General features: G+C 62.2%; 23 protein-coding genes and 4 tRNA genes. 12 read left to right on the forward strand and 15 right to left on the reverse strand.

Going from position 1 to position 26,010, the window contains the following annotated elements:
* Positions 1-3 precede the first annotated feature (3 nt).
* Positions 4-795 carry a flagellar biosynthetic protein FliR gene (gene fliR / locus ACOJCM_RS16420; RefSeq protein WP_445213148.1) on the forward strand — a complete coding sequence of 264 codons (792 nt, stop codon included), beginning with the start codon at positions 4-6 and terminating at the stop codon, positions 793-795.
* Positions 796-954: 159 nt separating this feature from the next.
* On the opposite strand, the gene flgL is transcribed toward fliR, so the two are convergent.
* From flgL to flgB, 11 genes are all read right to left on the reverse strand, one after another.
* On the reverse strand, positions 955-2,250 hold the full coding sequence (gene flgL / locus ACOJCM_RS16425; protein ID WP_445213149.1) for a flagellar hook-associated protein FlgL: 1,296 nt from the start codon (positions 2,248-2,250) through the stop codon (positions 955-957).
* 20 nt (positions 2,251-2,270) lie between these two features.
* A complete protein-coding gene (flgK, locus tag ACOJCM_RS16430) occupies positions 2,271-4,175 on the reverse strand; it encodes a flagellar hook-associated protein FlgK (protein ID WP_445213150.1) in 1,905 nt (634 codons plus the stop codon).
* Positions 4,176-4,248: 73 nt separating this feature from the next.
* Complete coding sequence (flgJ, locus tag ACOJCM_RS16435) at positions 4,249-5,367, reverse strand: flagellar assembly peptidoglycan hydrolase FlgJ (protein ID WP_445213151.1); 1,119 nt, start codon at positions 5,365-5,367, stop codon at positions 4,249-4,251.
* Positions 5,367-6,491: a flagellar basal body P-ring protein FlgI gene (locus tag ACOJCM_RS16440; protein WP_445213491.1), complete on the reverse strand. Its 1,125-nt coding sequence runs from the start codon at positions 6,489-6,491 to the stop codon at positions 5,367-5,369. Before ACOJCM_RS16440 ends, flgJ begins: the two co-directional genes overlap by 1 nt.
* Positions 6,492-6,528: 37 nt before the next feature.
* Positions 6,529-7,218, reverse strand: a complete 690-nt coding sequence (locus ACOJCM_RS16445; protein WP_445213152.1) for a flagellar basal body L-ring protein FlgH — start codon at positions 7,216-7,218, stop codon at positions 6,529-6,531.
* Between the two features lie 54 nt (positions 7,219-7,272).
* Positions 7,273-8,055, reverse strand: a complete 783-nt coding sequence (gene flgG, locus ACOJCM_RS16450; protein ID WP_445213153.1) for a flagellar basal-body rod protein FlgG — start codon at positions 8,053-8,055, stop codon at positions 7,273-7,275.
* A gap of 27 nt (positions 8,056-8,082) precedes the next feature.
* The gene (locus ACOJCM_RS16455) at positions 8,083-8,835 is read right to left on the reverse strand and encodes a flagellar basal body rod protein FlgF (RefSeq protein ID WP_445213154.1); all 753 of its coding nucleotides are present in this window, start codon (positions 8,833-8,835) and stop codon (positions 8,083-8,085) included.
* 174 nt (positions 8,836-9,009) lie between these two features.
* The gene (gene flgE / locus ACOJCM_RS16460; protein WP_445213155.1) at positions 9,010-10,236 is read right to left on the reverse strand and encodes a flagellar hook protein FlgE; all 1,227 of its coding nucleotides are present in this window, start codon (positions 10,234-10,236) and stop codon (positions 9,010-9,012) included.
* A 65-nt stretch (positions 10,237-10,301) separates the two neighbouring features.
* Positions 10,302-10,994 (reverse strand): flagellar hook assembly protein FlgD, encoded by a 693-nt coding sequence (locus tag ACOJCM_RS16465; protein WP_445213156.1) that lies wholly within the window; start codon positions 10,992-10,994, stop codon positions 10,302-10,304.
* A gap of 4 nt (positions 10,995-10,998) precedes the next feature.
* Entirely contained in the window at positions 10,999-11,406 is a 408-nt protein-coding gene (flgC, locus tag ACOJCM_RS16470) for a flagellar basal body rod protein FlgC (RefSeq protein ID WP_445213157.1), read from the reverse strand.
* Positions 11,407-11,436: 30 nt separating this feature from the next.
* Positions 11,437-11,850 (reverse strand): flagellar basal body rod protein FlgB, encoded by a 414-nt coding sequence (gene flgB / locus ACOJCM_RS16475; RefSeq protein ID WP_445213158.1) that lies wholly within the window; start codon positions 11,848-11,850, stop codon positions 11,437-11,439.
* Between the two features lie 182 nt (positions 11,851-12,032).
* Between flgB and flgA the strand changes: the two genes are divergently transcribed.
* The 3 genes from flgA (at position 12,033) to ACOJCM_RS16490 (ending at position 13,591) form a co-directional block, all read left to right on the forward strand.
* Positions 12,033-12,722 (forward strand): flagellar basal body P-ring formation chaperone FlgA, encoded by a 690-nt coding sequence (flgA, locus tag ACOJCM_RS16480; protein ID WP_445213159.1) that lies wholly within the window; start codon positions 12,033-12,035, stop codon positions 12,720-12,722.
* Positions 12,723-12,863: 141 nt separating this feature from the next.
* Positions 12,864-13,145, forward strand: a complete 282-nt coding sequence (gene flgM / locus ACOJCM_RS16485) for a flagellar biosynthesis anti-sigma factor FlgM (RefSeq protein ID WP_445213160.1) — start codon at positions 12,864-12,866, stop codon at positions 13,143-13,145.
* The gene (locus tag ACOJCM_RS16490; protein ID WP_445213161.1) at positions 13,142-13,591 is read left to right on the forward strand and encodes a flagella synthesis protein FlgN; all 450 of its coding nucleotides are present in this window, start codon (positions 13,142-13,144) and stop codon (positions 13,589-13,591) included. The genes flgM and ACOJCM_RS16490 overlap by 4 nt, the downstream gene beginning before the upstream one ends.
* A 103-nt stretch (positions 13,592-13,694) precedes the next feature.
* Here ACOJCM_RS16490 and ACOJCM_RS16495 read toward each other — a convergent pair whose 3' ends face one another.
* Positions 13,695-15,698, reverse strand: coding sequence for a diguanylate cyclase (locus ACOJCM_RS16495; protein ID WP_445213162.1), 2,004 nt, complete (start codon positions 15,696-15,698; stop codon positions 13,695-13,697).
* Between the two features lie 275 nt (positions 15,699-15,973).
* Here ACOJCM_RS16495 and ACOJCM_RS16500 point away from each other — a divergent pair, with 275 nt between their 5' ends.
* A complete protein-coding gene (locus ACOJCM_RS16500; protein WP_445213163.1) occupies positions 15,974-17,719 on the forward strand; it encodes a putative bifunctional diguanylate cyclase/phosphodiesterase in 1,746 nt (581 codons plus the stop codon).
* A 12-nt stretch (positions 17,720-17,731) separates the two neighbouring features.
* Here the strand turns inward: ACOJCM_RS16500 and ACOJCM_RS16505 are convergent, their stop codons facing one another.
* The 3 genes from ACOJCM_RS16505 to ACOJCM_RS16515 all read right to left on the reverse strand — a co-directional run bounded on the left by ACOJCM_RS16505 (position 17,732) and on the right by ACOJCM_RS16515 (position 20,542).
* On the reverse strand, positions 17,732-19,156 hold the full coding sequence (locus tag ACOJCM_RS16505) for an amidase (RefSeq protein ID WP_445213164.1): 1,425 nt from the start codon (positions 19,154-19,156) through the stop codon (positions 17,732-17,734).
* A 101-nt stretch (positions 19,157-19,257) separates the two neighbouring features.
* The gene (locus tag ACOJCM_RS16510) at positions 19,258-20,247 is read right to left on the reverse strand and encodes an SDR family oxidoreductase (protein WP_445213165.1); all 990 of its coding nucleotides are present in this window, start codon (positions 20,245-20,247) and stop codon (positions 19,258-19,260) included.
* A 219-nt stretch (positions 20,248-20,466) separates the two neighbouring features.
* Positions 20,467-20,542 (reverse strand) — tRNA-Ala (locus tag ACOJCM_RS16515).
* A gap of 262 nt (positions 20,543-20,804) precedes the next feature.
* Here ACOJCM_RS16515 and uvrY point away from each other — a divergent pair.
* The 7 genes from uvrY (at position 20,805) to nadB (ending at position 26,001) form a co-directional block, all read left to right on the forward strand.
* The gene (gene uvrY, locus ACOJCM_RS16520) at positions 20,805-21,452 is read left to right on the forward strand and encodes a UvrY/SirA/GacA family response regulator transcription factor (RefSeq protein ID WP_445213166.1); all 648 of its coding nucleotides are present in this window, start codon (positions 20,805-20,807) and stop codon (positions 21,450-21,452) included.
* 63 nt (positions 21,453-21,515) lie between these two features.
* Positions 21,516-23,330 carry an excinuclease ABC subunit UvrC gene (uvrC, locus tag ACOJCM_RS16525; RefSeq protein ID WP_445213167.1) on the forward strand — a complete coding sequence of 605 codons (1,815 nt, stop codon included), beginning with the start codon at positions 21,516-21,518 and terminating at the stop codon, positions 23,328-23,330.
* A gap of 66 nt (positions 23,331-23,396) precedes the next feature.
* Positions 23,397-23,945 carry a CDP-diacylglycerol--glycerol-3-phosphate 3-phosphatidyltransferase gene (gene pgsA, locus ACOJCM_RS16530; protein WP_445213168.1) on the forward strand — a complete coding sequence of 183 codons (549 nt, stop codon included), beginning with the start codon at positions 23,397-23,399 and terminating at the stop codon, positions 23,943-23,945.
* Between the two features lie 71 nt (positions 23,946-24,016).
* Positions 24,017-24,091: transfer RNA gene (locus tag ACOJCM_RS16535), tRNA-Gly, on the forward strand.
* 14 nt (positions 24,092-24,105) lie between these two features.
* A tRNA-Cys gene (locus tag ACOJCM_RS16540) sits at positions 24,106-24,179 on the forward strand.
* A gap of 38 nt (positions 24,180-24,217) precedes the next feature.
* Positions 24,218-24,304: transfer RNA gene (locus ACOJCM_RS16545), tRNA-Leu, on the forward strand.
* 86 nt (positions 24,305-24,390) lie between these two features.
* Positions 24,391-26,001, forward strand: a complete 1,611-nt coding sequence (gene nadB / locus ACOJCM_RS16550; RefSeq protein ID WP_445213169.1) for an L-aspartate oxidase — start codon at positions 24,391-24,393, stop codon at positions 25,999-26,001.
* Positions 26,002-26,010 lie beyond the last annotated feature (9 nt).

Consider the following 26,010-nt stretch of genomic DNA (forward strand, 5'->3'; position numbering starts at 1 on the left):
AACATGGTCGAGGTGACCTTCGCCCAGCTGCACGGCTGGCTCGTCATCCTGCTGTGGCCCTTCGTGCGGATTCTTGCCTTTTTCGCCGCTGCCCCCCTGTGGGGTCACTCCAGCGTGCCCCGACAGGCCAAGGTCGGGCTGGCATTCCTGATTACTCTGGTTATTGCGCCGGTTCTTCCCTCCATGCCGGACGTACCCATCATGTCGTGGGCAGGCCTGGGCCTGATGGTCGAGCAGATGCTGATCGGCATCGCCATCGGCCTGGTGATGCATGTGGTCTTCGCCGTGGTACAGGCTGCCGGTGAGTTCATCGGGCTACAGATGGGACTGGCCTTCGCCACCTTCTTCGATGCCGGCAGCGGCACCAATACCATGATCCTGTCACGGGTGTTCTTCATGATCACCCTGCTGATGTTCCTTGCTTTAGGAGGTCATCTGATGGTGCTCGAGGCGCTCGTTTCGAGTTTTCATGGCCTGCCGGTCGGCATCGGGGCGTTCAATCCCGCCGCTTTCGAGATGCTGGTACGCTATGGCGGCACCATCTTCGTGGCAGGCATGTCACTGGCGCTACCGCTGGTCGGTTCGCTTTTGATCATCAACCTGGCCATGGGCATACTCAACCGCTCCGCCCCGCAGCTGACGGTGTTCAACATCGGCTTTCCCATGACCCTGACCATCGGTCTGGTGCTGCTGATGGTACTGATGACCGACTTGTCCCGCTTCTTGCAGCGCCTGTTCAGCAACGGTATCGAGTTCATCTACTCGTTGATCGAAGCCTTGGCGCCCCTGACCTGAGCCAACGTCACGTTCGTCTTCGAAATGCAGGGTCAAAAAAACCGCCCCGGCGAACCGGAGCGGCGAAACGAGACCGTGCTTTGCAAAGGCAAACGACACGATCTGCAGGGAACCAAAGTACGACGGTGACAAGCCTTGGCATCCCTGCCAGGGTGGTGCTTACAAGAAGTTGAACAGCGACATGCCCTTGACGTCGACGAAAGCCTTTTGAGCCGCCTGTAGCCCCACCTGGCGCAGGCTGTACTCGGAGATGGCCTCGTTGTAATCCAGATCGACAAGATCCGAAAGCGTCTGCTCGTAGTTCATCATGCGGTTGCCGCCCACGGCATCGACCACGTCCAGCTCGTTGAGCCGAGCCCCCATGGAGGCGCGTACGGTCAGGACGTTATCGAGGCTGTTATCCAGCTCTCGCATCACCGTATTGATGGTATTGCGAAAGTGAGCACGATTTTCGGCGGTGCCTTCCTGATCCAGTTCCAGCAGGTCGATGGCATCCTTCAAGGATTTGAACACATCCTGGTTAGCGCTGGCATCGTTGGCCGGGCGCAGCTGCAGCTGGTCGCCGTCTACCGGCTCGCCCTCGAGGGTGATGCTAACGCCACCGAAGGCGATAGTCTTGCCGGTTTCGTAGGCTGCCTCCGTCACAATGGCTGTCGCATTCCCCTCTGTGTCGAAAGCGGTAACGCTATAGACCGTGTTGCCATCGGCATCGGTCCCGAACTCAAGCTGGAAGGCATCGCCAAAATTCGCATCGTTAGGGTCGACGCGGTTAGGCCCGCTGGTAAAGGCAACCGAGCCTTCGTTACGCACATAACCCTGCTGGGTACCGATGCTGATGTTCCCAGCCGATTCACGTTCTGCCCGCGCCACGTAGCCGGCCCCGGAAGGCACGCTCTGGAAAATCGCCTTGCCATTGTCAGCCACCGGCATCAGCCGCGAGGCATCGATGCGCTGTTCGCGTGTATTCTCGTCGCCGATATAGTCGACACCCGAGACACCTTCTCCGGTAGTACGTGCAAAAGGCGGCGAGTTGTCCTGGTAACCACCGAACAGGTAGCGGCCATTGCCGTCGCTGGCGTTGGCTTGGCCAACAAGCGTTTCGTAGATGCCGCGTAGCTCGGAAGCCACGGACTGGCGATCGACATCACTCAGGGTATCGCTTGAGGCCTGCACCAGCAGTGTCTTGGCACTGGTAATGGCATCGCTCACGCTGTTGAGCACGCTTTCGCCTTGGGCCAGCGTATTACGGGCCGACACTCTCGCATCGGCGAACTGCTCAGTCACCGCCTTGGCCTGGGATACCCCCACCGAGCGCGAGGCTGCCTGAGGATCGTCGGAGGGATTGACCACGCGACGGCCGCTGGCGATCTGCTGGCCAACCTTCATGAAATCGCCCTGCTGGCGGTTCATGGACGAGACGCTCTGCTCGTACATGGTCACGGTGCTGATACGCATCGTACGGGACTCCCTGAGAATCAGTTACGCAAGCCGAGAATGGTATCGAACACCGTGGAAGCGGTATCGATGACCCGGGCGTTGGCCGTGTAGAATTGCTGGTATCGGATAAGGTTCGCCGCCTCTTCGTCCAGGTTGACCCCGGATTCGGATTGCTGCACCGCCTTCAGCTGATCGGTAAGCCCCTGCCGCGCATCAAGATTGACCTTGACGATATTGGTACGGTTGCCGACATCGCTGACCATGCCGCCATAGGCTTGGCTCAGCGAAGCGCGGCCGGCCACCAGGGATTGACTCTGCAGGTTCTGCAACGCCAGGGCATTGCGGTTGTCGCCTGTGCCGGAGGCGGCGACAGAGAGCGAAAGGCTAGCGGTATTGCCATCACCGGGGACGCTGTCGACGACAAATTCGATGCCATCGAGGTTGATCCGGTCCCCTGCCACGATTTCATCGCCCGCAGTATAAGCCCCACCGTTGACCGTGAACGAACCGGGATCAGCAGGCGTCGACACCGTCGTTACCCCGCCCGCCGTTGATAGAGTGAAATCATGAGCGGTGGCACTGTTAAAAGCGCCTGCCTCGGCACGCAGGCCGGAGACTGCTAGATCACCTGAAGTCGCTACGAAGCTACCCGCGGCAACCTTGTCCAAATCGCCTATCTTCGATTCCATGTTCGCCGCCGCGCGACGTACCGGCTGCACTTCGTAGCGGTTGCCGTCAGCTGGCACATCGCTGAACTCGAGCGTAATGCCGCCGAAACTCAGTACATTATTATCCCAACTGACTTCATCGGCCGGGACGGCCTGGCCGTTATCCTTGCGGGTAATCTGCGGTTCGCCATCCTGGAAGCGGATGGTGTAGTCGGTCGCGCGCAGCTTGTCTATATTCGTCTCGTCGAATGCCGCTGACGTGACTTCCGCCCCACCGGTATTGCGCGGATACGAGTACGCCTGGGGCTGGCCAATACTGAAGAAGTCTTCGCCTTGCTCGCCGTTAAGATCCATGCCCAAGCGGTGCTGCTCATTGAAGCCCACCGCCAACGACACGGCCAGCTGGCCGATCTGGTTCTGGGTCTTGTCGAGCGTTTCGGCGCGGAAGGTCATCAATCCACCCAGGGTACCGCCCTTGATGGTGTCCTCCGGCAGTGCCACCCGATTACCGCCGGAATCCTTGTAGCCCAGCACTGTCCGCTGAGGATCGTTCGGCGAGTCCATCGCTTCAAGGCGATAGTGGTTGGTACCGGAAACCAGCGGCTGGCCGTTGGGCAGGCTGATGTTGTAGGTCTTGCCATCCTGAACGTCGAGGCGAACGTCCATGCGTTCGCTGAGCTCGGCCACCAGCTGGTCGCGCTGGTTGAGCAGGCTGTTCGGTGCCTCGCCACTGCGCGCACGTGCCAGGGCAATCTCGCGGTTCAAGGTGGCGAGCTGTTCGGTCGTATTGTTGATCTGGGTGACTTCGTCGCCAATCTGACCGTTGATCCCTGTTTGCATATCCTGCAGGTAGCCATCAAAGGCGCGGAACTGGGCGGTCAGGGTATCGGCGGTGCCGAGCAGGCCCTGGCGGGCCGCCGGGTCGGAAGGTGCACCGGCGAGGTCTTCGAGCGATGAGAAGAAGTTCTGCATCAGCGGTGCCAGGCCCGCTTCGCGATCGGCCAGCAGATTGTCGATCTGGCTGATCTGGTTTTCGTAGGTCTTCAGCGCGCTGGAAGAACTGGTCGCGGCATTGAGCTGCGAAGCCACGTACTGGTTAAACTGGCGCTGAATGTCGTTGACCTGTACCCCGGCATCGGCGCGGTTCTGCCCCAGGAGGGTCAGTTCGCGATTGTAGCCCGGCGTATAGACGTTGCTGATGTTGTTGCTTGTGGTGTTCAGCGCGTTCTGTGCGGCATTCAGGCCGCTCAGGCCGACGGAGAAAATGGTGCTCATGGTGTCGTTTCCCTTTCGCCAATGCCCTTTATATCGGCCTGCTTACCCGAAACTTTAATGAACTGTTGCTTGCTCAATAGCTGAAAAAGACCAATGATTCGCCACGCTGCTGCACCGGCCCCATGCTATTCATGACGGCGATCAGCTTGTCGGCGTAGGCCGGGTCGGTGGCATAGCCGCCGGACTGCAGCGCCCTGGCCGCCTGCTCGGCACTGCCGGCTGTGGTCACTTCCGCATAGCGGGGATTGTTGCCGATCAGCCGCGCATAGTCGGTGAAGGCTTCCTCGAAGGAGCCGTAGGCGCGGAAGGTATCGTCCACACGCGTACGCCGCCCGTTGAGGTATTCATGAGTGGTGACGTCAGTGGTACGACCCTGCCAGTTACTGCCCGCCTTGATACCGAACAGGTTGTAACTGTTGCCGCCATCTGATGTGGCGATCTCGTGGCGCCCCCAACCGGTTTCCAGGGCGGCCTGTGCCAGGATGAGCTCGGCCGGCACGCCTGTCTTGCGGCTAGCGGCCTGGGCAGGCCCCGCGAGACGCTCCAAGAAGCGCTGCACATGCTCGCCACTCGGACCGTTAGAGCCGGTTCGGCCCCGCTGTTCAGCTGACGTAGCTGCAGCCGCTGGTTGGGTTTCAGGAGCTGGGCTAGGCAGCGCGGCATCGAGCGCCGACATGAAACCGCCACGCACGGACTCGAGCTCCTCAAGGAAGCTGGACGGCATCGGTGCCGGTTCAGCCTTCTGGCCTTCCACCGGCTCGTCGCGGCCCGCTTCCTCTTCGTTCACGGGCTGCAGCGCATCCTGGAGCACCCGTGGGGTACCCCGGGGTATTCCGGCAATCAGTTCGCTCAGTTCATGATCGGCAACACCGGAACGGGAACCCGCCAGCCCCATCTGCCCTTCCAATTGTGCGACAAGGTGATCGGCCAGCCCGATGCCGCGACCCGCCATGGTCTGCGCCCACTGCTGGTCGAGCATCGACTGGTAGAACTCGCCCTGCTGGCTGTCGAGCAGGCCGCCGGAGGGAATGGTGTCGCGCATGCTCTTGAGCATCATCTGCAGGAACAGCGCCTCGAATTGCTGGGCCGCCCCGCGCAGGCCGGCACCGGTATCCTGGCGTGCCGTGTGCTTGAGCCGCTCGAGGCCCTGCACGTCAAGGGCGAACTGGCCGGTGGCGTCCTGGATGCTCATCAGATGATCTCCAGCTCGGCACGCAGCGAGCCGGATGCCTTGAGCGCCTCGAGGATTGCCATCAAGTCGCTGGGCGTGGCCCCGAGGGCGTTGAGGGCGTTGACCACATCGACCAGGTCGGCGCCTTCGACCAGGCGCAGATAGGCATCCTGCTCCTGAACCTCGATTTCGGTATCCGGCACCACCACGGTTTCACCCGCACCCAAGGGAGCAGGCTGGCTGACCTGGAAGCGGGTGTCGATGACAATGGAGAGGTTGCCGTGGGCCACGGCGGCACGATGCAGCTTGACGGCGCTGTTCATGACGACGGAGCCAGTACGGGCGTTGAAGATGACCTTGGCCGCTGCCTCCATCGGCGTTACGTTGATGTTCTCCACCTGTGCCATGAAATTGACCCGCGAGTTGGGGTTCGTCGGCCCGTCGAGTGCGATCACGCGGCCGTCCCGTGCCGCCGCCACGGGGCGACCGAATTCTGCGTTGATCGCGTTGACCACCCGCTGCGCGGTGCCGAAGTCGGCCTGTTTGAGTTCAAGCTCGAGCAGGCCGGCATTGGCGCCAAGATCTACCGGCACCTCGCGCTCGACCATGGCACCACCGGCGATACGCCCGCCGGCCAGTTGATTCACCTGCACTTGGGCGCCGCCCGCCTGCGCACCGGCGCCGCCCACCAGCAAGTTTCCCTGGGCGATGGCGTAGGTGTCGCCATCGGCGCCCTTGAGCGGGGTCATCAGCAACGTACCGCCACGCAGGCTGCGAGCGTTACCGATGGAGGAAACATTGACGTCGAGCCGCTGACCCGGGCGAGAAAACGGCGGCAGGTCCGCGGTGACCATGACGGCGGCGACATTGCGCAACTGCATGTTGGTACCCGGCGGCACGGTAATGCCGAGCTGCGACAGCATGTTGGTGAGACTCTGCCCGGTGAAGGGCGCCTGCATGGTCTGATCGCCGGTACCGTCAAGCCCTACTACCAGGCCGTAACCGACCAGCACGTTGTCGCGTACGCCGGCGAAGTTGGCGATTTCGCGAATGCGCTCGGCCTGAGCCGGCAGCGCCAGCAGGCACAGCCATGCCAACAGCAGGATTCTTGTCGCCAGTGACGGGGAACGGTTTGGCTTGGGCATCGTGTGAATCATCATGGTCGCCTCGCTCGTGCTCGCATCAGAAAGGCGAAATGTTGAGGAAGAAGCGCTGCATCCAGCCCATGTACTGCGCCTCGTTGATGTAGCCATTGCCCACGTATTCGATACGGGCATCGGCCACGGCAGTCGATGGCACGGTATTCTGGCCGGTAATGGTGCGCGGATTGACCACGCCCGAGAACCGGATGAACTCGACGCCCTGGTTGATGGCGATCTGTTTCTCGCCGCGTACCCGCAGGTTGCCGTTGTGCATCACTTCGAGTACCGACACAGTAATGGTGCCGGTGAAGCTGTTGTTGGCCTGTGAACCGCCACCACCAGCGAAATCGCTCTCGCCGGAGAGGTCGAAGCCGTATTCGGCCAGGCGTTCCAACGCGTCGGGCATCCCCTGCAGGTCAAGGCCTGCCGAGCCGTTGCGGTTCATGTTCGATTGCGAGTTCTTGCTGGCGCTGACCTGCTCGTCCAGCACGATGGTCAGGATGTCGCCTACCATGCGCGGACGACGGTCTTCGAACAGCGGCTGCACGCCACGGTGCGCCTGATAGATGGAGCCATTGGCCAGCCGCGGCGGCGGCTCGGCAATGTTGATCTGCTCCTGCTCTCCCACCACCGACGCACGCGGCACCTGGGCGCAACCACCCAAGGCCAGCATTGCAACGGCGAGAATCGCCAGGGCCACTCTCGCGGCCAGGGTACCCTTACCTTTCATTCTTACTCGCTTCCGGCCGAACGCTTCAGGCCACGGTGTTGCGTTTATCGTCGATCAGAGCTGGCTCAAGCGCGCCAGCATCTCGTCGCTGGTCTGCACGGCACGGCTGTTGATCTCATAGGCCCGCTGGGTCTGGATCATGCTGACCATCTCCTCCACGACGTTGACGTTGGAGGTTTCCACGTAGCCCTGGAAGAGCCGGCCGGCGCCATTCATGCCCGGCATGGCTTCGTTGCGTGGGCCGGAGGAAGTGGTTTCGCGATAGAGATTGCCGCCGATACTCTCCAGGCCGGTCGCATTGACGAAGGTGGAGACGGTGATCTGGCCCACTTCCAGCGATTCATTGACGCCGGGCTGAGTGACCGAGACGATGCCGTCTTCACCGATGGAGATCGACAGGGCGTTGTCGGGAATGATGATGGCCGGTTCCAGCGGATATCCGTTGGCGTTAACCATCTGGCCATTCTCGTTGAGCTGAAAACTGCCGTCACGGGTGTAGGCGGTAGTACCATCGGGCATCAGTACCTGGAAGAAGCCGTTACCGTTGATCGCCAGGTCGCGGGAGTTCTCGGTCTGCTCGAGGCTTCCCTGGCTGTGCAGGCGCTCGGTGGCCACCGGACGCACCCCGGTACCGACCTGCATGCCCGAAGGCAGCCGGTTCTGCACATCATTCTGAGCACCGGGCTGGCGCAGGTTCTGATAGAGCAGATCCTCGAACACTGCCCGAGAACGCTTGAAGCCGTTGGTGCTGACGTTGGCCAGGTTGTTGGAGATGACGTCCAGCTTGACCTGCTGGGATTCCAGGCCTGTCTTGGCCGTCCACAGTGACTTGATCATGATATTTTTCCTTTACCCTTCGGGCCGTCAGCCTTGGATGGAAAGCAGGTTATTGGCCCGCTGGGCGTTCTCGTCGGCAGTACTGATCGCTTTCATCTGCATTTCGTAGCGCTTGGCCACGTCGATCATCGCCACCATGGCTTCAACGGCGCTCACGTTGCTGCCTTCCAGCGCACCGCTGGCGAGACGGGCTTCGTCATCCCCCTGCAGTGCCGCTACCTCGCCCTCGGCATTGGGGGCCATGCGGAACAAGCCATCATCGCCACGCACCAGGTTCTGCTCCGGGGTGACCAGCTTGAGTCGTCCCACGTCGACCAGAGCCTCGGGACCTTCACCCTCGCCGATGGCGCTGAGCGTACCGTCGGCACCGACACTGACGCTCGACCCCAGCGGCACGATGATGGGACCGCCATCGCCGATCACCGGGCGCCCCATGACGGTGACCAAGCCATCGCCATCAACGGCCAGGTCACCTCGCCGGGTATAGGCTTCCGTTCCGTCGTCCGCCTGCACGACGAGCCAGGCATCGCCGTGCAAGGCGACGTCCAGCTCGCGCCCGGTATGGGTGATGGGCCCCGGGCTGAAATCGCTGCCCGGCGTGCTGGCCGCAACCGACACGCGAGTGGGCAAGCCTTCGCCCTGCACCGGCACTGCGCGCATGGCTTGCAGCTGTGCGCGAAAACCACTGGTAGAAACGTTGGACAGGTTATGGCTGACGACAGCCTGCTGATCCATGCTCTGCTTGGCCCCGCTCATGGCGGTATAGAGGATGCGATCCATGACTCAACTCCCTTAGGCTCTATCAAAAAGTGCCTGCGCTCGGCCAGACGGCGTTAAAAATCGGCTCAAAATACTCATTTACAGCTCGTAAACTCCGTTTTTTCACCGATTTTTGCCTTGTCTGGCCTTCGCTCGCCAACTTTTCAGACAGAGCCTAGCGCTTAGTTTTTGCGCTTAGCGCAGGTTGATGGCGGTTTGCAGGAGTTCGTCCTGGGTCTTGATCGTCTGCGAGTTGGCCTGGTAGGCACGCTGCGCCACGATCATGCTGACCAGCTCGCGAGCCATGTCGACGTTGGATGTCTCGACCGCACCCGAAACGATGCCGCCCAGCAGGCCGGTACCTGGTGCACCAACCAATTCCTGTCCCGATTCGTTGGAAGCGCGCCAGACGTTGTCGCCGGCGGGCGTCAGTCCTTCGGGGTTGCGGAAGCTCACCAGCGAGATCTGCCCGGCGGGGCGCGACTCCTCGTTGGAGTAGTTGCGCATGATGGTGCCATCTTCATCAATGGTAATGCCCACCAGGGTGCCGGAGGTATAGCCGTTCTGCGTCAGGCTGCTGACGGTAGAGGTGTTCCCGAACTGGGTAGTGCCGGCGAGGTTGAGTACGAACTCCATCGGTGCAGGATCTCCACCCAGCTCAGCCGCAGTGAAGTTTATCTCAGGCATGGCATCCTCAGCAGGATCTACTAGCTTGCCATTAGCATTGAACTCCAAGTTAAAGTCGTTGGCAGCACTGTAATTCCCATCCATAGTCATTTTGGCGTTCCAGGTATTCGTGGCGCCATCTGCCTTTTCGTAATAAACAGTGATATTTCTAGGATTACCCAGCGAATCGTAGACGGTGAAGTTGTTGGAGTAGTGGTAGTCGATCATGGTGCCATCGTTTGTTTCCACCGTGCTCAAATCATCGCCTGCCACCTTGCGGGCATCCAGGTTGAGGGTGGTACCGACGCGCGTGGTGGCACTGGCATCCAGCTCCTCGGCGGAGACATTAAGCGGTTGCGGCTGGCCACCCACCTGAACCTGACCCTGAGCGTTGAGGCCGTAGCCCATGATCTGGAAGCCCTGGGCGTTGACCAGGTCGCCATCGGACTGCATCGAAAGCTGGCCGTTGCGTGAATAGACCACTTCGCCACTCGTATCCATGTAGCGGAAGAAGCCGTCGCCGGCGACTGCCAGGTCCAGGTTACGGTTGGTGGACTCGACGTTGCCTTCGTTGAAGTTCTGCAGCACAGACGACACCCGCGTGCCCAGGCCGACCTTTGAGCCGGCGAAGACGTCGGAGAACTGGACATTGGAGCCCTTGAAGCCGACGGTCTGGGAGTTTGCGATGTTGTTGCCGATCGTGCCCAGCTTCTGCGACTGGGAGTTCAGGCCGCTCAATGCTTGTGAAAAACTCATTTTTCGTTCCTCTGCCTAAGTGCCGCTATACGCGGTTCTCTTATGTGGTATCAGTGAATGTTGAATCAGAGAATCTGCTTGACCTGATCGAGGCCGACCTGGCCATAGACCGCCCCCAGGTCCAGCTTCACGCCGCCGTTCTTGTCGGGCGGCGTGACCCCGCCGACCACGGCGTAGTTGAGCGTGGTGGCGTCGATCGTCTTGTCGCCGCTGGTGGCCTCGATGCGCACGCGGTAAGAGCCTGCTACGGCTGCCTCACCCTCGCTGGTCCGGCCGTCCCAGGTAAAGGATTCCACTCCCGCCTTGACCGAGCCGATGTCGTAGCGGTTGATCACCTGGCCGCTGGCGTTGGTAATCACTACGTTCACGTTTTCGGCCGACTGGGGCAGTTCGATGCCGAAAGGCGTGGTATGCGATTCGCCGTCCGCGCCCTGCTCGAGCAGCACGCGATCGCCAGGCACCAGCACACCCTGGCCGATCAAGCCGGTGGCCTGCAGCGTCTGGCCGGCGTTCATCTGGTCGGTAATGCCACTCAAGGTCGTGTTGAGATCCTCGATCCCGCTGACGGTATTGATCTGCGCCAGCTGGCTGGTCATCTCGTGGTTGTCCATCGGCTCGAGCGGGTCCTGATGCTGCATCTGGGCAATCAGCAGGGTCATGAAATTGTTGCGCAAATCGGCCGATTGGCTGGCATCAGGCGCGGCAGGGCCGCCCTGGTTCAGGCGCGTGACGACGTTGGCGTCGATGGTATTGGACATGCGATTAGCCCTCGCCCAGCGTGAGTGTCTTGAGCATCATCTGCTTGCTCGTGTTCATGACCTCGACGTTGGCCTGATAGGAGCGCGACGCCGAAATCATGTTGACCATTTCATGCACTGGCTCGACGTTGGGCATGGTCACATAGCCCTCCTCATTGGCCAGCGGGTGCTCGGGGCGATACTCCAAGCGCATGGGCGAAGGGTCCTCGACCACTTCGCGCACCCCAACGCCCCCGACGCCACGTCCGCCCTGCAGGCGCGACTCGAACAATACCTGCTTGGCCCGGTAGGCCTCGCCATCCGGCCCGGCCACGCTGTCGGCGTTGGCCAGGTTGCTGGCAGTGACGTTCATGCGCTGCGACTGGGCGCTCATGGCCGAGCCGGCGATATCGAACACGGAAAACATCGACATGGTAAGATCTCTCTCAGTCTGATCCGGCCTTTATTCCGGCTGCATGGCGTTCTTCAGCCCCTGGATGCGGCTGTTCATGATGGTCAGTGCCGCCTGGTAGCGCACTGAGTTGTCGGCGAACTGGGTCCGCTCGCGATCCATGTCCACCGTGTTGCCATCCAGGCTTGGCTGGTCGGGGATGCGATAGAGCAGTTCCTGGCCGGGCGCCGTCATGCCACGGCCCGACAGGTGCCCTTCCGAGGTTCGCGCCAGCGATAGTCCACTGCCGGACGTGCGCCCCTGCTCGACCGCCTTCTTTAGCTCGCTGGCGAAATCGATGTCGCGCGCCTTGTAGTTCGGCGTATCGGCGTTGGCGATATTGCTCGCCAGGATCTGTTGACGCTGCTGACGCAGCCCCAGCGCCTGCTGGTGGTAATTAAAGGCGGCCTCGAGCTGGTCGATCATGCCGGCACTCCCCGTGCAAACCCAGATGGAAAAGATGCGGAACTTCTTGAGGTTGAAGATTAACGATGCCTCTGTCATTCCAATGGCTGAAACAAGCCACGTTTCCTGGTTCATTTCGTCTGTTTCAGTACGACGGCGGCGGCTAGAATCCTGCCATGGCCCCTGTTGGACGACCTCGCCCCATGCGTTTCACCCGCTTCGCCCTGCTGCTGACGTTGTCGTTGACCACCCTGGTGACGATAACGGCCGCCTCGGCTGACGACACCGAGCTGCTGCAAGCCGTGCACGGTTTTCTGCATGAGCAGGCACAGACGTTGGGCGATGAGCTCATCATTGAGCTGCGTCCACCGTCCGCCAGGCTGCCGGCCTGCGAATCCCCGGATCCTTTCCTGACCCGCCCGGGCCAGGTACCCCTGGGGCGCATTTCCGTTGGTGTGCGCTGTGGCCAGGACGGGCGACAGGTACGCTATCTGCAAGCGGAAATCGGGGTGATGGGAGAGTTTCCGGTGCTCGATTCACCGCTCGCCGCCGGTGATACCGTGCAACGTGAAGATCTGGTCATGCACGAGGGAAACCTGGCCGAGCTGCCCAATCGCGCCCTGCTCGACATCGATGAAATCGTCGGTCAGGTAGCGACTCGCGCCCTAAGCCCCGGCCAGCCGCTGTTGGCCCATCAGTTCCGCAGCCTGCCCCTGGTGGAAAGGAACCAACGTGTCGTGGTCGTAGCCAGAGGAGCCGCCTTCCGGGTTTCACGTGAGGGGCAGGCCCTGGAGCCAGGCGCCTTGGGCGATCGAATCAGGGTTCGCTTCGATAGCCGCGAAGTCGTGACGGCCGAGGTAGTCGGCGAGGGTGCCCTTGTCGTAGACTTCTGAATCCGACCGCAGCACGCTGACGAGTGCAATTGTCTGGCAAGGCGTTTTGCGCCTGGGAAACTTGCGCCGATAAAAAAGGCCTAAAGTTTACCAGCACGCTGCCGATAGCAGAGGAAAGCATTCGGTCATGAGGCCATTAACGTGAAAATCAACAGCCAGAACCCCCTGTCTCGCCCGACCCAGACGACACCGCGCGAGGAGACTCAGCCGGTCAAGGGTGCGACTCCGTCGGGACAGCAGCAGCCCGGCCCATCGGCCGCCACGCACCTGAGCCAGAAAGCGACCGACGCCTCGCGCGACATCGACACGGCTCGGGTCGAGGAGATTCGCGAAGCCATTCGCGATGGGCGCCTGGAGATTCGCGCCGACCGCATTGCCGATTCGCTGATCGAGTCTCTGTCCGCGGAGAGCCGTGGGGAATGAGTCTGGCCAAGCTTCTCGAGGAACAGCAACAGCGCTTGGGCAGTATCATCGAAGCGCTGAGGCACGAACGTACTCTGCTGGCCAGCGCCGATATCGATAGCGAAGCGCTGGCCGAAGCGGCCAAGCGCAAGCAGGCCATGCTGGCGAAGCTGGAAGCCAGCGAAACGCTGCGCCAAGGCGTGCAACGCCGTCTGGGCTATGCCAACGACGCCGCAGGGGCACGACAGGCAGCCGCCGATGCCGGCTGCGAGCAGGCTTGGGAGTATACCCTCGAGCTGACACGCGAAGCCCAGCGCCTCAATACGCTGAACGGCGGGCTCGTCACCCTGCGTATGGAACAAAACACGCGCCTGCTCGATTTCATTCATAAAGCCGCAGAGAAGACCGTGTACCGCGCCAGCGGACGCGTGGCGGCTCAGTCGGGACGAATCAACGCTTCCGTCTAGCCCACCCTATCAAGACCACTCGACCAACCGAAACGGCAGCTCGCTCGAGCTGCCGTTTCGTTTATGCTTCTCCCTTCCCGACCTTTCTCTCGGCCAAAGCGCCTCACAAAAGCGTGTCGATCAGGTCATCGTCGGGCGTGGTTATCACTACGGTATTGCGTCCTTCGGCCTTTGCCCTGTAGCTTGCCTGGTCGGCGCGGGCGAGCACGGCTTCGACAGATTCGTCCTCCTCCTGTAGCGCCGTGACGCCCATGCTCAGGGTAATGTTGTAGGTCTTGCCCTCGTTGGTCACGGTGACCTCGGACACCGCACGCCGCAAGGACTCGGCGATCTCACTGGCCTGCTTGAGGGTACAGCTGGGCAACAGGACGGCAAACTCATCGCCACCCTGGCGGGCGACATGGTCGCTGCGCCGGACCTCCCAAGCAACCACCTGGGCGATGCGCCGTAGCATTTCATCTCCCAGGGCATGCCCACCCTCATCGTTGATCGGCTTGAAGTGATCCAGGTCGAACAGGATCAGCACCGAAGGCGTGCCGGTCTTGGCATATTCCGCCAGCGCTTCCTCGAGACGCCGCTCGAAACCGCGACGATTGAGTAGCCCCGTCAACGGGTCGTGCTCGGCTTCCCAACGCTGTAGGGCTTCTTGCTGCCGGCGCTCGGTAATGTCCTTGACCATACCCACGAAGCCCAGGGGCTGATCGTTACCGAGTACCTGACTGGCATGTACTTCAACCCACAGGGTAACCCCGTCCGGATGCAGGAAACGCAGTTGACGCAAGAAATCACTGCCGGTCGCCCGGGTGTGGCGCCACATATCCTGGGTGCCCTGCTTGTCGTCAGGATGAATCCTTTCCCACCAATCCTTGAAGCCTTCCTTCCCATCAAGCCCGAGCAGATCGAGCAGCGCCGGATTGAAATAGTTCAGGTGTCCCTTCAGGTCTGCCACGAACATGCCGATGGGCGTCGAGCCGAGCACGGCGTCGAGAAATGCCTGACGATCACGAAGATGTTCCAGCGCCGCCAGCCGCTCATGCTCCAGTCGGTTGAAGCTGCTTGCCACCTGACGCATCTCCTGCATGCCGGTGGAGAGTTCGAGATATCGCCTTTCGCCCGCGCCGACCTGGGCGATCTGCCGCTCGAGCCGATGGAGAGGCTGCAGAAGCCGCCTGACCAGCCAGCGCATGGTGATGAGCAACACGATGGCCAGCACCAGCCAGGCCCACCATAACCGGGCCAGAAAGTCTCCCAGCGGCTCCTGCGCCTGCGCCTGTGGCACTGCCACCTTGACGATCCAGTTCGCCGGCCAGATCTGTCGATACGCCATCAAGTTCGGCGTCCCGTCGGCGCCCTGGGTGATGCTCTCACCCTGCCAGCCGCTCAGTGCCAGCGCCATCGTGTCGTCGGCAGCAGAAGGAGACGCTTCCTGGGTCAGGTGAGTGCTGCGGTGCGGATGAAACAGCACGTCGCCTCGGGCGGTGAGCACCGATACATAGCCATCCTCGCCCAGCCGGATGGTTTCCAGGCGACGAAAGAGGCCGCCCCGTGTCAGATTGATCATGCCACCCACCATACCGGCGAAGGCGCCTTGCTCGTCGAAGCGCGGCACCAGCATCAGCACTTGGGAATCGCCGCTCGCCCGACCGACGAAAGGCTGGCTAACGTAGGGCCAGGGCGAATGTCGTACCATGCGATAGTATTCGGTCCCGGCGGTATCCAGCCCCATCCGCCCCGGCACCTCGGGCCAATCCGCGATCACTCGCCCCTCGGCATTGGTGACCATCAGCCCCTCGAACCACTCCAGCAGCACCTGGCTATGCGACAGCCGATACGATATTTCGCTCGGCTCTGCATCGTGCAGACTCCGCTCAAGCCGCTCGAGCGCGCTTAACCGGCGCTCGACCTGTTCGGTCATGTCGTCGGCGATAAGCTGCGATTCGTAGCGCAGGTGGGCAAGATTGGCCTCGTCGACGAGATCCTTGCCGAACTGCCAGGCAAGTGCGAGCACGACTCCGACGATGACCAGCCAGGTCATGACCAGCCCTGCCAGCAGACGCCCCTGGAGCGAGCAGATCGAGCGAGCCATGGACCCGAAATGTGACGTCACGTGAAAGATTTCCCCTCGGTCAAGGTAACAGGCGGCCTGTCGGTGGGTATTGACAGGACATGCCGCCCTCCCTTGGCAGCCCCACGCATGGGAAGTGCATCACTACCATCGCTATCGGCATTTCCCAAGCGAACTTGAGCCCCCAATGCGCATCCAACATCTTACTCAGCCAAGGAAGGGCCCTCTCAACGCAAGGACGTCGGCTCCCTCAAGTTCGCGTCAAAGTGGACGATATAACAGCATCTCCTTGGATACGTTTCGGCGACAGCTCCCTGATGAACCAACACGGCAACCGCCCCCCGGGCAAGCAGATCCCAATCCTTGCCCAACATCCTGCCCGGCTCGTGCAGCAGGCTTTCGAGCAGAGCCAGACCGGCATGGTCATCACCGATGCCGAAGGGCGAATCGTGCTGGTCAACGACGCCTTCTGTCGCATCGCCGGCACCGATAGCGCCGAGACGGTCGGTTGGCCGATCGAGCATTTCTTCGTCTCGCTTCGCTCCCCTTCTTCCCAACCCCCTATGGCGGACAGGAAGGCGCACGAAACTGTCACCTGGCAGCAGGAAGTACTATGCCGCCGCAACGACGGTGAATCGATGCCCGTGCTGATGACGGTTGACGGCCTGCTCGACGACCAGCATGTCCCGCATCACTATTTTCACACCTTCGTCCTCCTGAACGCCCCCGGCGGCGAACTTCTCGAAGATCGCCACTGGATCCACATCGACCCCATGACGGGCCTGCCGAACTGGCTACTGCTGCGGGATCGGCTAAGCCACGCCCTGGCACAGGCAGAGCGTGCCGACACCACGCTCGCGCTTCTGTTCATCGATATCGACCGCTTCAAGACGATCAACGACGCGGTCGGTCACATCGAGGGCGATCGCATGCTGGGCGAGATTGCCCAGAGGCTGCAGCGTGAGGTGCGCAGCAAGGATACGCTGGCCCGACTCGGCAGCGACCAGTTCGTCGTGCTGCTGGAAAAGGATGGCTCGGCCGAAGCCGCCCAAGTCGTGGCGGAACGGCTCCAGGAAGCCCTGGAGCCGCCATTCATCACCGGCGATCGCTACCTGTTGATGACGGCATCGATCGGCATCGCCCTATACCCCGGCGATGCCCAGGACATCGAGACGCTGATCTCAACGGCCCGCAGCGCCATGTTCATTGCCCGCAAAAAGGGCCCCGGCCGCCTGGCCTTCGTCGATCATCGTCTGACGTCACGGCTCAAGGAGAAACATCGGCTGGAGGGCCTGCTCAGCGAAGCCATCCACATGCCGAATGATCATTTCGAGCTGCACTACCAGCCGGAATTGGAGCGTCACTCTCTTCACTGTACCGGCTTGGTAGCCATGCTTCGCTGGAAGCACCCTGGACGGTGGCAGCATCCACCGGCCCACTATCTGGACGTGATCGCGCGCCTGGGGCTCGGCGTACGCCTCAATCGCTGGATGATCCAGACGGTAATCGCCGACCACCGCCAGTGGCGCAACGCCAACTCCCGCCTGGGCAGTTTGCCGGTGGCCATCCCTCTTTGTGAAGCGCATTTGACCCAGGATACATTCGACCACCGACCGCTCGATCACTTTTTGCGTCATCATGAATCGGCCACCCTCGAGTGGCTGACGCTGAAAATGCCCGCGCAGAGTTTGAGCAGCCACCTGGACAGCGCCACGCACATGTTCAAGCGGCTCGAGCAACTCGGCATACGCCTCGCGGTCGATGAACTCGGCGATACCCCTGTCGACCTCGCCTCGCTAGCCCGCCTGCCCTTCCAGAAGGCCTACATCGATGCCCGGTTGGCAAGCCCTCAGCGTGACGGTCGTCGCCTGGTGGAAGCCTCGTGTCGCATGCTCAATGCCTTGGGTATCGAGCCGGTCCTGGTGGGTGTCGATCACGAGGAGAACGCAGCCGAGCTGGAAACCCTCTCCGCGCGGCTGGTGCAGGGCAACCTTTTTTGCCCCGCCATGCCCACCGAGGACTTGGCCCAGTGGCTGAGCGAACACCCATCGCCTGCTCCCTGACCGTACGATAATTCAGGCGCGATTGCGTCCCGCATCGTGGCGTGACAGATCCAGCTCTTCCGGATATTCGGGTGGGAATGCCTCCAGAAAGGCCTGGCTAGCGCGCAAGACGCGTGCGTCGTCATGCTTGCCACCGGCCAGTTGAAAGCCCACCGGCATGCCATCCGGCGTGAAGCCGCAGGGAATGGAAGCGGCAGGCTGCTGGCTGAGATTGAAGGGATAGGAAAATGGGGCCCATTCCTCCCAATCGCGCATGCCACTGCCTGGCGGAACGTCGTGGTGAAGCGGAAAGGGGCGCACTGCCACCGAAGGCGTCATCACCAGATGGTAGCGCTGGTTGAAGTGCTCCAGCCTCTCCGTCAGGCGCGCCCTGTCCTTGAGCGCGTAGAACATGTCGAGCGCGCTAAGCTGTTCCGCACGCTTCGCATCCGTCACCATGCCCGGGTCGAGCAGCCTCCGCTGCCGCTCGTTGTGCTCGCGATAAACCGCCAGCGAAGCGGTAAACCAGAGCGTGTTGAAGATACGGATGGGCGACTCGAAGCCAGGATCCACCTCCTCGACCACGGCTCCCAGCTCTTCCAGGCGACAGGCAGCCCGGCGCACGCACTCCGCCACAGCCGGCTCCACTCGGGCATAGCCCAGCGTCGGCGAGAAGGCGATGCGCATACCCGCTATGCCCTGGCCAAGCTCTTCGCCCCAATCGGCGGGCTGCCCACGCAAGGCATAAGGGTCGCGATAGTCGTAGCGCCCGATCTCGTTGAGCATACGTGCTGCGTCGGACACGGTACGCGTCAGCGGCCCCAGATGGGAAAGCGACGCCTCCTTGGAGCGCGGCCACTCCGGAACCCAACCGAAGGTAGGTTTGAAGCCGAACACCCCCGTGAAGGAAGCGGGTATGCGAATCGAGCCGCCGGAATCGCCGCCTTGATGCAGCACGCCCATGTTGAGCGCCGCCGCACCGCCTGAGGACCCCCCGGGGGTCAGGCGGGTGTCCCATGGATTGGCCGTGGCGCCAAAGAGTCGGTTGTCGGTGATGGCCTTCCAGCCGAACTCCGGCGTATTGGTCTTGCCCAGGATCACCGCCCCCGCTTCACGCAGCATGCGTGCTGGGGGTGAGTCCTGTTCGCAGGGGACATCCGACACCGTGAGCGATCCTTTACGTGCCGGCAATCCGGCGGATTCTGTCAAGTCCTTTAGCGAAACAGGAACACCGTCGATCGGGCTGAGCGGTCGCCCCTCCTGCCAGCGCCTGGTCGAGGCGTCGGCTGCCGCTTTCGCTCCTTCCCTGTCAACCACGACATACGCGTTGACGACACTATTGAAGCGATCGATACGCTCGAGCGCCGCCTTCGTCGCCTCCAGCGGCGAGGCGGCGCCATTTTCGAAGAGCCGACGTAGCTGGCCGGCATCCATGGTGCCGAGATCGGTGTCGCTCACGAGAACCTCCGTTTCCCCAGTGCGTCCTCTTGATTGTGGAAAAAAGCAGCCTATAAGGGCAAACATGAGCCATGAGCTTGGTGTTGGATACCTCCAACCCGCTAGCGGCGAGACACCGATTGACGCCTCCGACGCTTGAGCAACATCCAACTACCGATCGCCACGGCAGCGACCGCTGAAACTGCCGCCAGCCCTCCATGCCGCATGCGAGTCGAGCGATAGTCACCGTCGATGCGCCGTTCACCGGCCGGTGGCGCAAACAAGTTTCCCGACGATCTCGGTAAGGTATTGGCTCGGCGCAGCGAAAAGTCCACCAGCCCCGCATTGATCAGGCTGTAGCCCGGAATGAACTGAGCCAACAGCGACAGTACCGCCGGCAGGCCGACGTAAACGCTATGCCGCGGACGCCTGGCGAGCCCGACGATGGCCCTTGCGGTGCGCCGCGGATCGTAGACCGGGGGCACGGGCTTGATGGACCGGCCGGTATAGTTGCCACCATCACGGAACCCGGGCGTATCCATGACGGCCGGGTAGACATTACAGACGTGGATGTCGGGCCAGCGGCGCAGCTCACCGCGGAGGCTCTCGGCGAAGGCACGCAAGCCGAACTTGGCTGCACTGTACGACGCGGCATAGGGCTGCGGGGCCCAGCCACCCAGAGAGATATTGTTGATCAGGATGCCGTGCTCCTGCCGCTTGAAGTGCGGTATTACGGCATGCGCTCCACGCAGGCCGCCCAGCAAGTCGGTCTGCACGACCTGCTCATGCGAATCGAGGGGAACCTCCTCGAATGGCCCAAGTGCGCCGATGCCGGCATTGTTGACCCAGACGTCGATGCCCCCCGCCGTTTCGATCACGCCCTGAGCCAGCCGCTTCATGTCGTCGGGTCGACTAACATCGGCAACGACAATCCTGGCCACGCCGCCCAGCCGATGACACGTCTCGGCCACCTCGTGCAAGGCGTGGCGATCGCGGGCGGCGAGAAACAGTGCGGCACCGCAGCGGGCGAATTCGTAGGCACTCGCCCGCCCGATACCGCTGGAAGCCCCGGTCAATACGACCACGGCATTACGCAAGTCTCGTGTACGCATCTTCATTCCTCCCTGATCGCTACAGTCCATAACCTATGGCGTCGTCCTTCCAACGTAGCCGCGCGACGGGGAAAAGGCTCAGCGATCCGAGTCGGCTTTGAGCCTGGCCCCGAAGCCAAACGTCCCAAACAGGAGATAGGAACGGTGACTGGCGCTGAGAGCAGAAACGAAAAAGCCGCCTGGCGCGATGCGCCAGGCGGCTGATTCTTCGAAACTTGTTGGTGGAGCCTAGCGGGATCGAACCGCTGACCTCAACACTGCCAGTGTTGCGCTCTCCCAGCTGAGCTAAGGCCCCACACGTTCCCGCCTTGCGAGAACGAGGCGAATCTTACCCATTGCGATCCTGTTCGTCAAGACTCGTACTTAGTAGAGCCCGCCTCGTTGCTGAGATATTGGGAAACGGTATACTCATCCAATTTCCCTTGCCCGATGAGTATGGCAAGCTTACCTGAAACACCCAGGGGTTCACCCGATAGTGCATCGCGGGATCCGTTTCCAAGCTCCGCGGCGCGCCTGCTCGACGCCGCCAGCTTCCGTAATGACGAGGAATGTCAGCCTTGATCAAGGTGCTCATTGTCGATGACCATCATCTGGTTCGAACCAGTCTCGCCCGCTTGCTCGAGAATGAAGAAGACATAGAGGTACTGGGCGAAGCCGCCAGTGGCGAAGAAGCCATCACCCTCTGCCGCAAGCTGGAGCCCGACGTGGTACTGATGGATCTCCGGATGCCGGGTATCGGCGGCCTCGAAGCCACGCGCAAGATCATGCGCAACAGTTCCGATGTACGCATCCTGGCCTTGACCGGCTTCATGGAGGACAATTTCGCCCAGCGCATGCTGGAGGCCGGGGCCGGAGGGTTCATCAGCAAGGATACGCAGGTCGCAGACATGGTCGAGGCCATTCGCAGCGTCTTTGCCGGGCACCGTTACATCAGCCCCGATATTGCCCAGCGCCTGGTGCTGTCCCGCTTCGACTCGGAAGAGAATCCCTTCGACCAGCTCTCCCAGCGTGAGCTCCAGGTCGCCATGATGATCGTCAACTGCCAGCGGGTCTCGGAGATCTCGGATCGGCTATTTCTCAGTCCCAAGACCGTCAATACCTATCGCTACCGCATCTTCGAGAAGCTGGGAGTCCAGACCGACGTTGAACTGACCCACCTGGGGCTGAAGCACGGCCTGGTCGAAGGGTTCGACACCACCAGCTGAGCGGTCGCGCCAGGTAAGCTTCCTCATCATGCCCTTGTCCCTCTGTCACATCGCCAGGACGCCATGACCTTCGATTCACGGCTGTTCCTCGCCAACCTCACCCAGTCGCCGGGAATCTACCGGATGCTGGACGAGTGCGGCGATACGCTCTACGTAGGCAAGGCCAAGCGGCTGAAAGCCCGCCTGGCCAGCTACTTTCGCGGCGCACACAACGCCAAGACCCAAGCCATGGTGTCCCGCATCGCGGACGTCCAGGTCACGGTCACGCGTAGCGAAATCGAGGCCCTGCTGCTAGAGCAGACCCTGATCAAGGAACTGCGCCCGCCTTATAACATCCTGCTGCGCGATGACAAGTCCTACCCCTTCGTCTTCGTCAGCGATCGCCACCCCTACCCTGCGCTGGAGTACAAGCGTGCCCGCAGGCGCCACGAGGATGGTCGCTACCTGGGTCCGTACCCCAGCAGCGGCGCGGTGCGGGAAAGCCTTTCGCTGATGCAGAAGATCTTTCGCATACGCAACTGCGAGGACAGCGTCTTCTCGCATCGCACGCGCCCCTGCCTGCAGTACCAGATACAGCGCTGTAGCGCGCCCTGCGTGGGCTACATCAGCGAAGGCGACTACCGTCGCGACCTGGAGCATGCGGTCATGTGCCTCGAAGGGCGTAGCGAGCAGGTCACTGAAGAATTGACCGAAGCCATGGAGACCGCCAGCCGCAACCTGGCCTTCGAGGATGCCGCCCGCCTGCGCGATCAGATACAGCACCTGCGCCAGCTACAGCATCGCCAGTTCGTCGACACCGAAGGTGGCGACGCCGATGCCTTCGCCCTGGCCGAACGGGAAGGCGCCCTCTGCATCTCCGTGTTGGCGATACGCCAAGGCCGCCTGCTGGGCGCTCGCCACCACTCGCCGGACAATGGGCTGGGTCTCGAGGCCACCGAGCTGCTGGGTGAATTCGTCAGTCAGTACTATCTCGGCCAGGAACGCGAAATACCGCGCGAGGTCATCGCCAGCCTGCCGCTTCCCGACAGCGACATACTGGAAAGCGCCCTGAGCAGTCGCGCCGAGCGACGCGTACGTGTGACGCACAAGGTACGCGGCCACCGTAGCCAGTGGCTCGAGCTGGCCAGGACCAACGCCGAACAGCAGCTGGCCAGCCGTCTGGCCAGCCAGAGCGAGCTCGATCGCCGCTTCGACTCGCTGCGAGAGGCGCTGGCATTGGACGCGGCGCCCGAGAGGCTCGAGTGCTTCGACATCAGCCACAGCCACGGCGAGGCGACAGTCGCCTCGTGCGTGGTATTCGATCGCAACGGCCCGCGAAAATCGGACTACCGCCGCTTCAATATCGAAGGCGTGACCGCAGGCGACGACTACGCCGCCATGCGTCAGGCGCTCAGCCGGCGATTCCGGCGCCTGGCGGAAGGGGAAGGTATCGCGCCCGATGTACTGCTACTGGACGGCGGCAAGGGGCAGCTCAACCTGGCGCGCGACGTGCTAGGCGAGCTGGGCCTCTACCACATTCGGCTGCTCGGCGTGGCCAAGGGCACCACGCGCAAGGCCGGGCTCGAAACGCTATTCATCGAAACCATCGACCGTACCCTCGACCTTCCGGCGGCCTCACCCGCCCTGCACTTGATTCAGCACGTGCGCGACGAGGCCCACCGCTTTGCCATCACCGGACATCGAAACCGCCGCGACAAGGCCCGGCGCAGCTCCGCTCTGGAGGACATTGCCGGCATCGGACCCAAGCGGCGGCGTGAGCTGCTGCGCTTTTTCGGTGGCATGCAGGGTGTCAAGCGAGCCAGCCGTGAAGAGCTGGCACGCGTTCCGGGCATCAGTGCCGCCCTGGCCGACGCGATACATCGTTCGCTGCATGGATGATAGCGGCCGGTGCAGATAGAATGGGCCACCTCGGCTTTCGTGACCCTCGGCAAGGACCCCTCGTCAATGAACATCCCCAACATCCTGACGCTGGCAAGAATCGCCTTCATTCCGCTGCTGGTGGTGTTCGTCTATCTCCCCTATTCGTGGAGCATGCCCGTCGCGGCAGGCCTGTTCGCCCTGGCCGCGGTGACGGATTGGCTCGACGGCTACCTGGCACGACGCTGGAACCAATCCACACCGTTCGGGGCCTTCCTCGACCCGGTCGCGGACAAGTTGATGGTGGCCGTTGCCCTTGCACTGCTCATCGAGCGCTTCGACAGCATCTGGCTGACCCTGCCGGCACTGGTCATCATCGGTCGCGAGATCGTGATCTCGGCACTCCGCGAGTGGATGGCCGAAATGGGCAAGCGGGGTAGCGTCGCCGTCTCATGGCTGGGCAAGGTGAAGACGACGCTGCAGATGATTGCCCTGCTACTGCTGCTGGCCTTTGCACCAGGCACACAGCTTGCTTTGGTGGGGGTTCTCACCCTGCATGTCGCCGCCATCATGACGCTCTGGTCGATGATCATGTACCTCCGCGCCGCTTGGCCCCACCTGTCTCGCTCGATGTAAACGCAAGCCACCACTCGCCACCAAGTGATTGACAACAGCGAGCTTATCCGTATAATTCGCACTCGAGTCAAGCGGGAATAGCTCAGTGGTAGAGCATCGCCTTGCCAAGGCGAGGGTCGGGAGTTCGAATCTCCTTTCCCGCTCCAATGTGACTCATCGAGGCTGGATGGCAGAGTGGTTATGCAGCGGACTGCAACTCCGTGTACGCCGGTTCGATTCCGACTCCAGCCTCCATTCCTGTTTCCTTTCAGCTGCCTGCTCGAAACCGTGCCGCCCGGATGGCGAAATTGGTAGACGCAAGAGACTTAAAATCTCTCGGTGGCAACACCGTGCCGGTTCGAGCCCGGCTCCGGGCACCAGACTCTTCGCTATCCTCTCGCGCCTATCCAGCCGACCACCTTATACGGCATGCTGGCTGACGCAGAAGGCTTCAGCGAGAATGCGCATGGTCCCTATCAGACAGGCCCGTAGCGAACACGACGTGCTTATCATCGGCGGCGGCGTTGCCGGCCTGACCCTGGCCCTGCACGTTGCCGGAACGCGCCGTGTCACCTTGGTACGCCCCGCCAGCGACGAGCAGGGCGCTAGCCGCTGGGCCCAGGGCGGGATAGCGGCGGTACTCTCCCCTCAGGACGACTTCGAGGCCCACGTGGCGGATACGCTGGTGGCTGGCGATGGGCTTTGCGACGAGCGCGCTGTGCGCTTCACCGTCGAGCAGGGCCCAGGGGCCATCGAATGGCTGCTGTCGCTTGGTGTGCCATTCACACGCGACACCAGTCCGTCCGCCAGCTACCCCTACCATCTGACCCGCGAAGGCGGGCACGGCGCACGTCGCATCATTCATGCCGAAGATGCCACGGGGCGTGCCGTGCTGGATACACTCAAGCGTCATGCACAGACCCAGCCGGCGATCACGATCCGCGACGACCTGGTGGCCTTCGGCCTGCTGTCCGATGCCGAAGGCCGGTGCCGCGGCGCTCGCTGCCTGGACCGAAACGGTAGGCTGCAGGAACTGCTCGCCGGCGATACGGTACTGGCCACCGGGGGCGCCAGCGGCATCTACCGCCACACCACCAGCCCGCACCCGGCCAGCGGCGAGGGCATGATGATGGCCGCCGAGCTGGGTGCCGAGCTGATGAACCTCGAGTTCCAGCAGTTCCACCCAACTTGTCTCTACGATCCGGAAGGCCCTCCCTTCCTTATCAGCGAAGCGGTCCGCGGCGAAGGTGGGCGACTCTTCAGCACCGACGGACGACGTTTCATGCCGGAGCGGGACGAGCGCGCCGAGCTGGCACCACGGGACATTGTCGCTCGCGCCATCGACGCCGAGATGCAGCGCACCGGTTCACCTCATGTCTGGCTGGATGTGACCCATCTCGGCGACGAAGCCATTCGCCATCACTTTCCCACCATTCACGCGCACTGTCTTGGCCGCGGTCTCGACATCACGCAACAGCCGATCCCCGTCGTGCCCGCCGCCCACTATAGCTGCGGTGGCGTTGCCACTGACCTCGATGGCAGCACCAGCGTGCCGCACCTCCATGCGGTCGGTGAAGTCGCTTGTACCGGGCTACACGGCGCCAATCGCATGGCCAGCAATTCACTGCTGGAATGCCTGGTATACGCGCGAAGCTGCGCCGAGAAACTGGCGACCTGCGTCGCCCCCAACACGACGCCGCTGGCACCGAACGAATCGGAAGGAAAAGCGGTGGATACCCAGCGCATTCAGCAGTGGCGCGCCACCCTGCGCGACACGATGAGCCGCCATGTCGCGATCGTTCGTCGCGACGCCGGGCTGGACGTGGCAGCTAACGAACTGTCAGCACTGGCGCAAGACGTCCAGGCCGCCATCGAGGAAACCCCTCTCAATCTGAATCTGGCAAGCCTGTGGCACGCCCTTCGCCTGGCTCGCCTGACCGTATTGGCGGCACGGATGCGGCGTGAATCGCGTGGCCTGCATTACAATCCTGACTGCCCTCACCACGCGCCTGGCGGCCTGGCACCGCAACCCTCGCGACTGCATCTGGACGACCTGCACCGGCCGGCCCCGGCCTGAAAGCCAACC

It is taken from the genome of Billgrantia hypersalina (assembly GCF_052584175.1).

Coding starts and splice junctions, on each gene's coding strand:
- fliR (WP_445213148.1), top strand. CDS start 4: ATGGTCGAGGTGACCTTCGCCCAGCTGCACGGCTGGCTCGTCATCCTG.
- flgL (WP_445213149.1), bottom strand. CDS start 2,250: ATGCGTATCAGCACCGTGACCATGTACGAGCAGAGCGTCTCGTCCATG.
- flgK (WP_445213150.1), bottom strand. CDS start 4,175: ATGAGCACCATTTTCTCCGTCGGCCTGAGCGGCCTGAATGCCGCACAG.
- flgJ (WP_445213151.1), bottom strand. CDS start 5,367: ATGAGCATCCAGGACGCCACCGGCCAGTTCGCCCTTGACGTGCAGGGC.
- ACOJCM_RS16440 (WP_445213491.1), bottom strand. CDS start 6,491: ATGCCCAAGCCAAACCGTTCCCCGTCACTGGCGACAAGAATCCTGCTG.
- ACOJCM_RS16445 (WP_445213152.1), bottom strand. CDS start 7,218: ATGAAAGGTAAGGGTACCCTGGCCGCGAGAGTGGCCCTGGCGATTCTC.
- flgG (WP_445213153.1), bottom strand. CDS start 8,055: ATGATCAAGTCACTGTGGACGGCCAAGACAGGCCTGGAATCCCAGCAG.
- ACOJCM_RS16455 (WP_445213154.1), bottom strand. CDS start 8,835: ATGGATCGCATCCTCTATACCGCCATGAGCGGGGCCAAGCAGAGCATG.
- flgE (WP_445213155.1), bottom strand. CDS start 10,236: ATGAGTTTTTCACAAGCATTGAGCGGCCTGAACTCCCAGTCGCAGAAG.
- ACOJCM_RS16465 (WP_445213156.1), bottom strand. CDS start 10,994: ATGTCCAATACCATCGACGCCAACGTCGTCACGCGCCTGAACCAGGGC.
- flgC (WP_445213157.1), bottom strand. CDS start 11,406: ATGTCGATGTTTTCCGTGTTCGATATCGCCGGCTCGGCCATGAGCGCC.
- flgB (WP_445213158.1), bottom strand. CDS start 11,850: ATGATCGACCAGCTCGAGGCCGCCTTTAATTACCACCAGCAGGCGCTG.
- flgA (WP_445213159.1), top strand. CDS start 12,033: ATGCGTTTCACCCGCTTCGCCCTGCTGCTGACGTTGTCGTTGACCACC.
- ACOJCM_RS16490 (WP_445213161.1), top strand. CDS start 13,142: ATGAGTCTGGCCAAGCTTCTCGAGGAACAGCAACAGCGCTTGGGCAGT.
- ACOJCM_RS16500 (WP_445213163.1), top strand. CDS start 15,974: ATGAACCAACACGGCAACCGCCCCCCGGGCAAGCAGATCCCAATCCTT.
- ACOJCM_RS16510 (WP_445213165.1), bottom strand. CDS start 20,247: ATGCGTACACGAGACTTGCGTAATGCCGTGGTCGTATTGACCGGGGCT.
- uvrC (WP_445213167.1), top strand. CDS start 21,516: ATGACCTTCGATTCACGGCTGTTCCTCGCCAACCTCACCCAGTCGCCG.
- pgsA (WP_445213168.1), top strand. CDS start 23,397: ATGAACATCCCCAACATCCTGACGCTGGCAAGAATCGCCTTCATTCCG.
- nadB (WP_445213169.1), top strand. CDS start 24,391: ATGGTCCCTATCAGACAGGCCCGTAGCGAACACGACGTGCTTATCATC.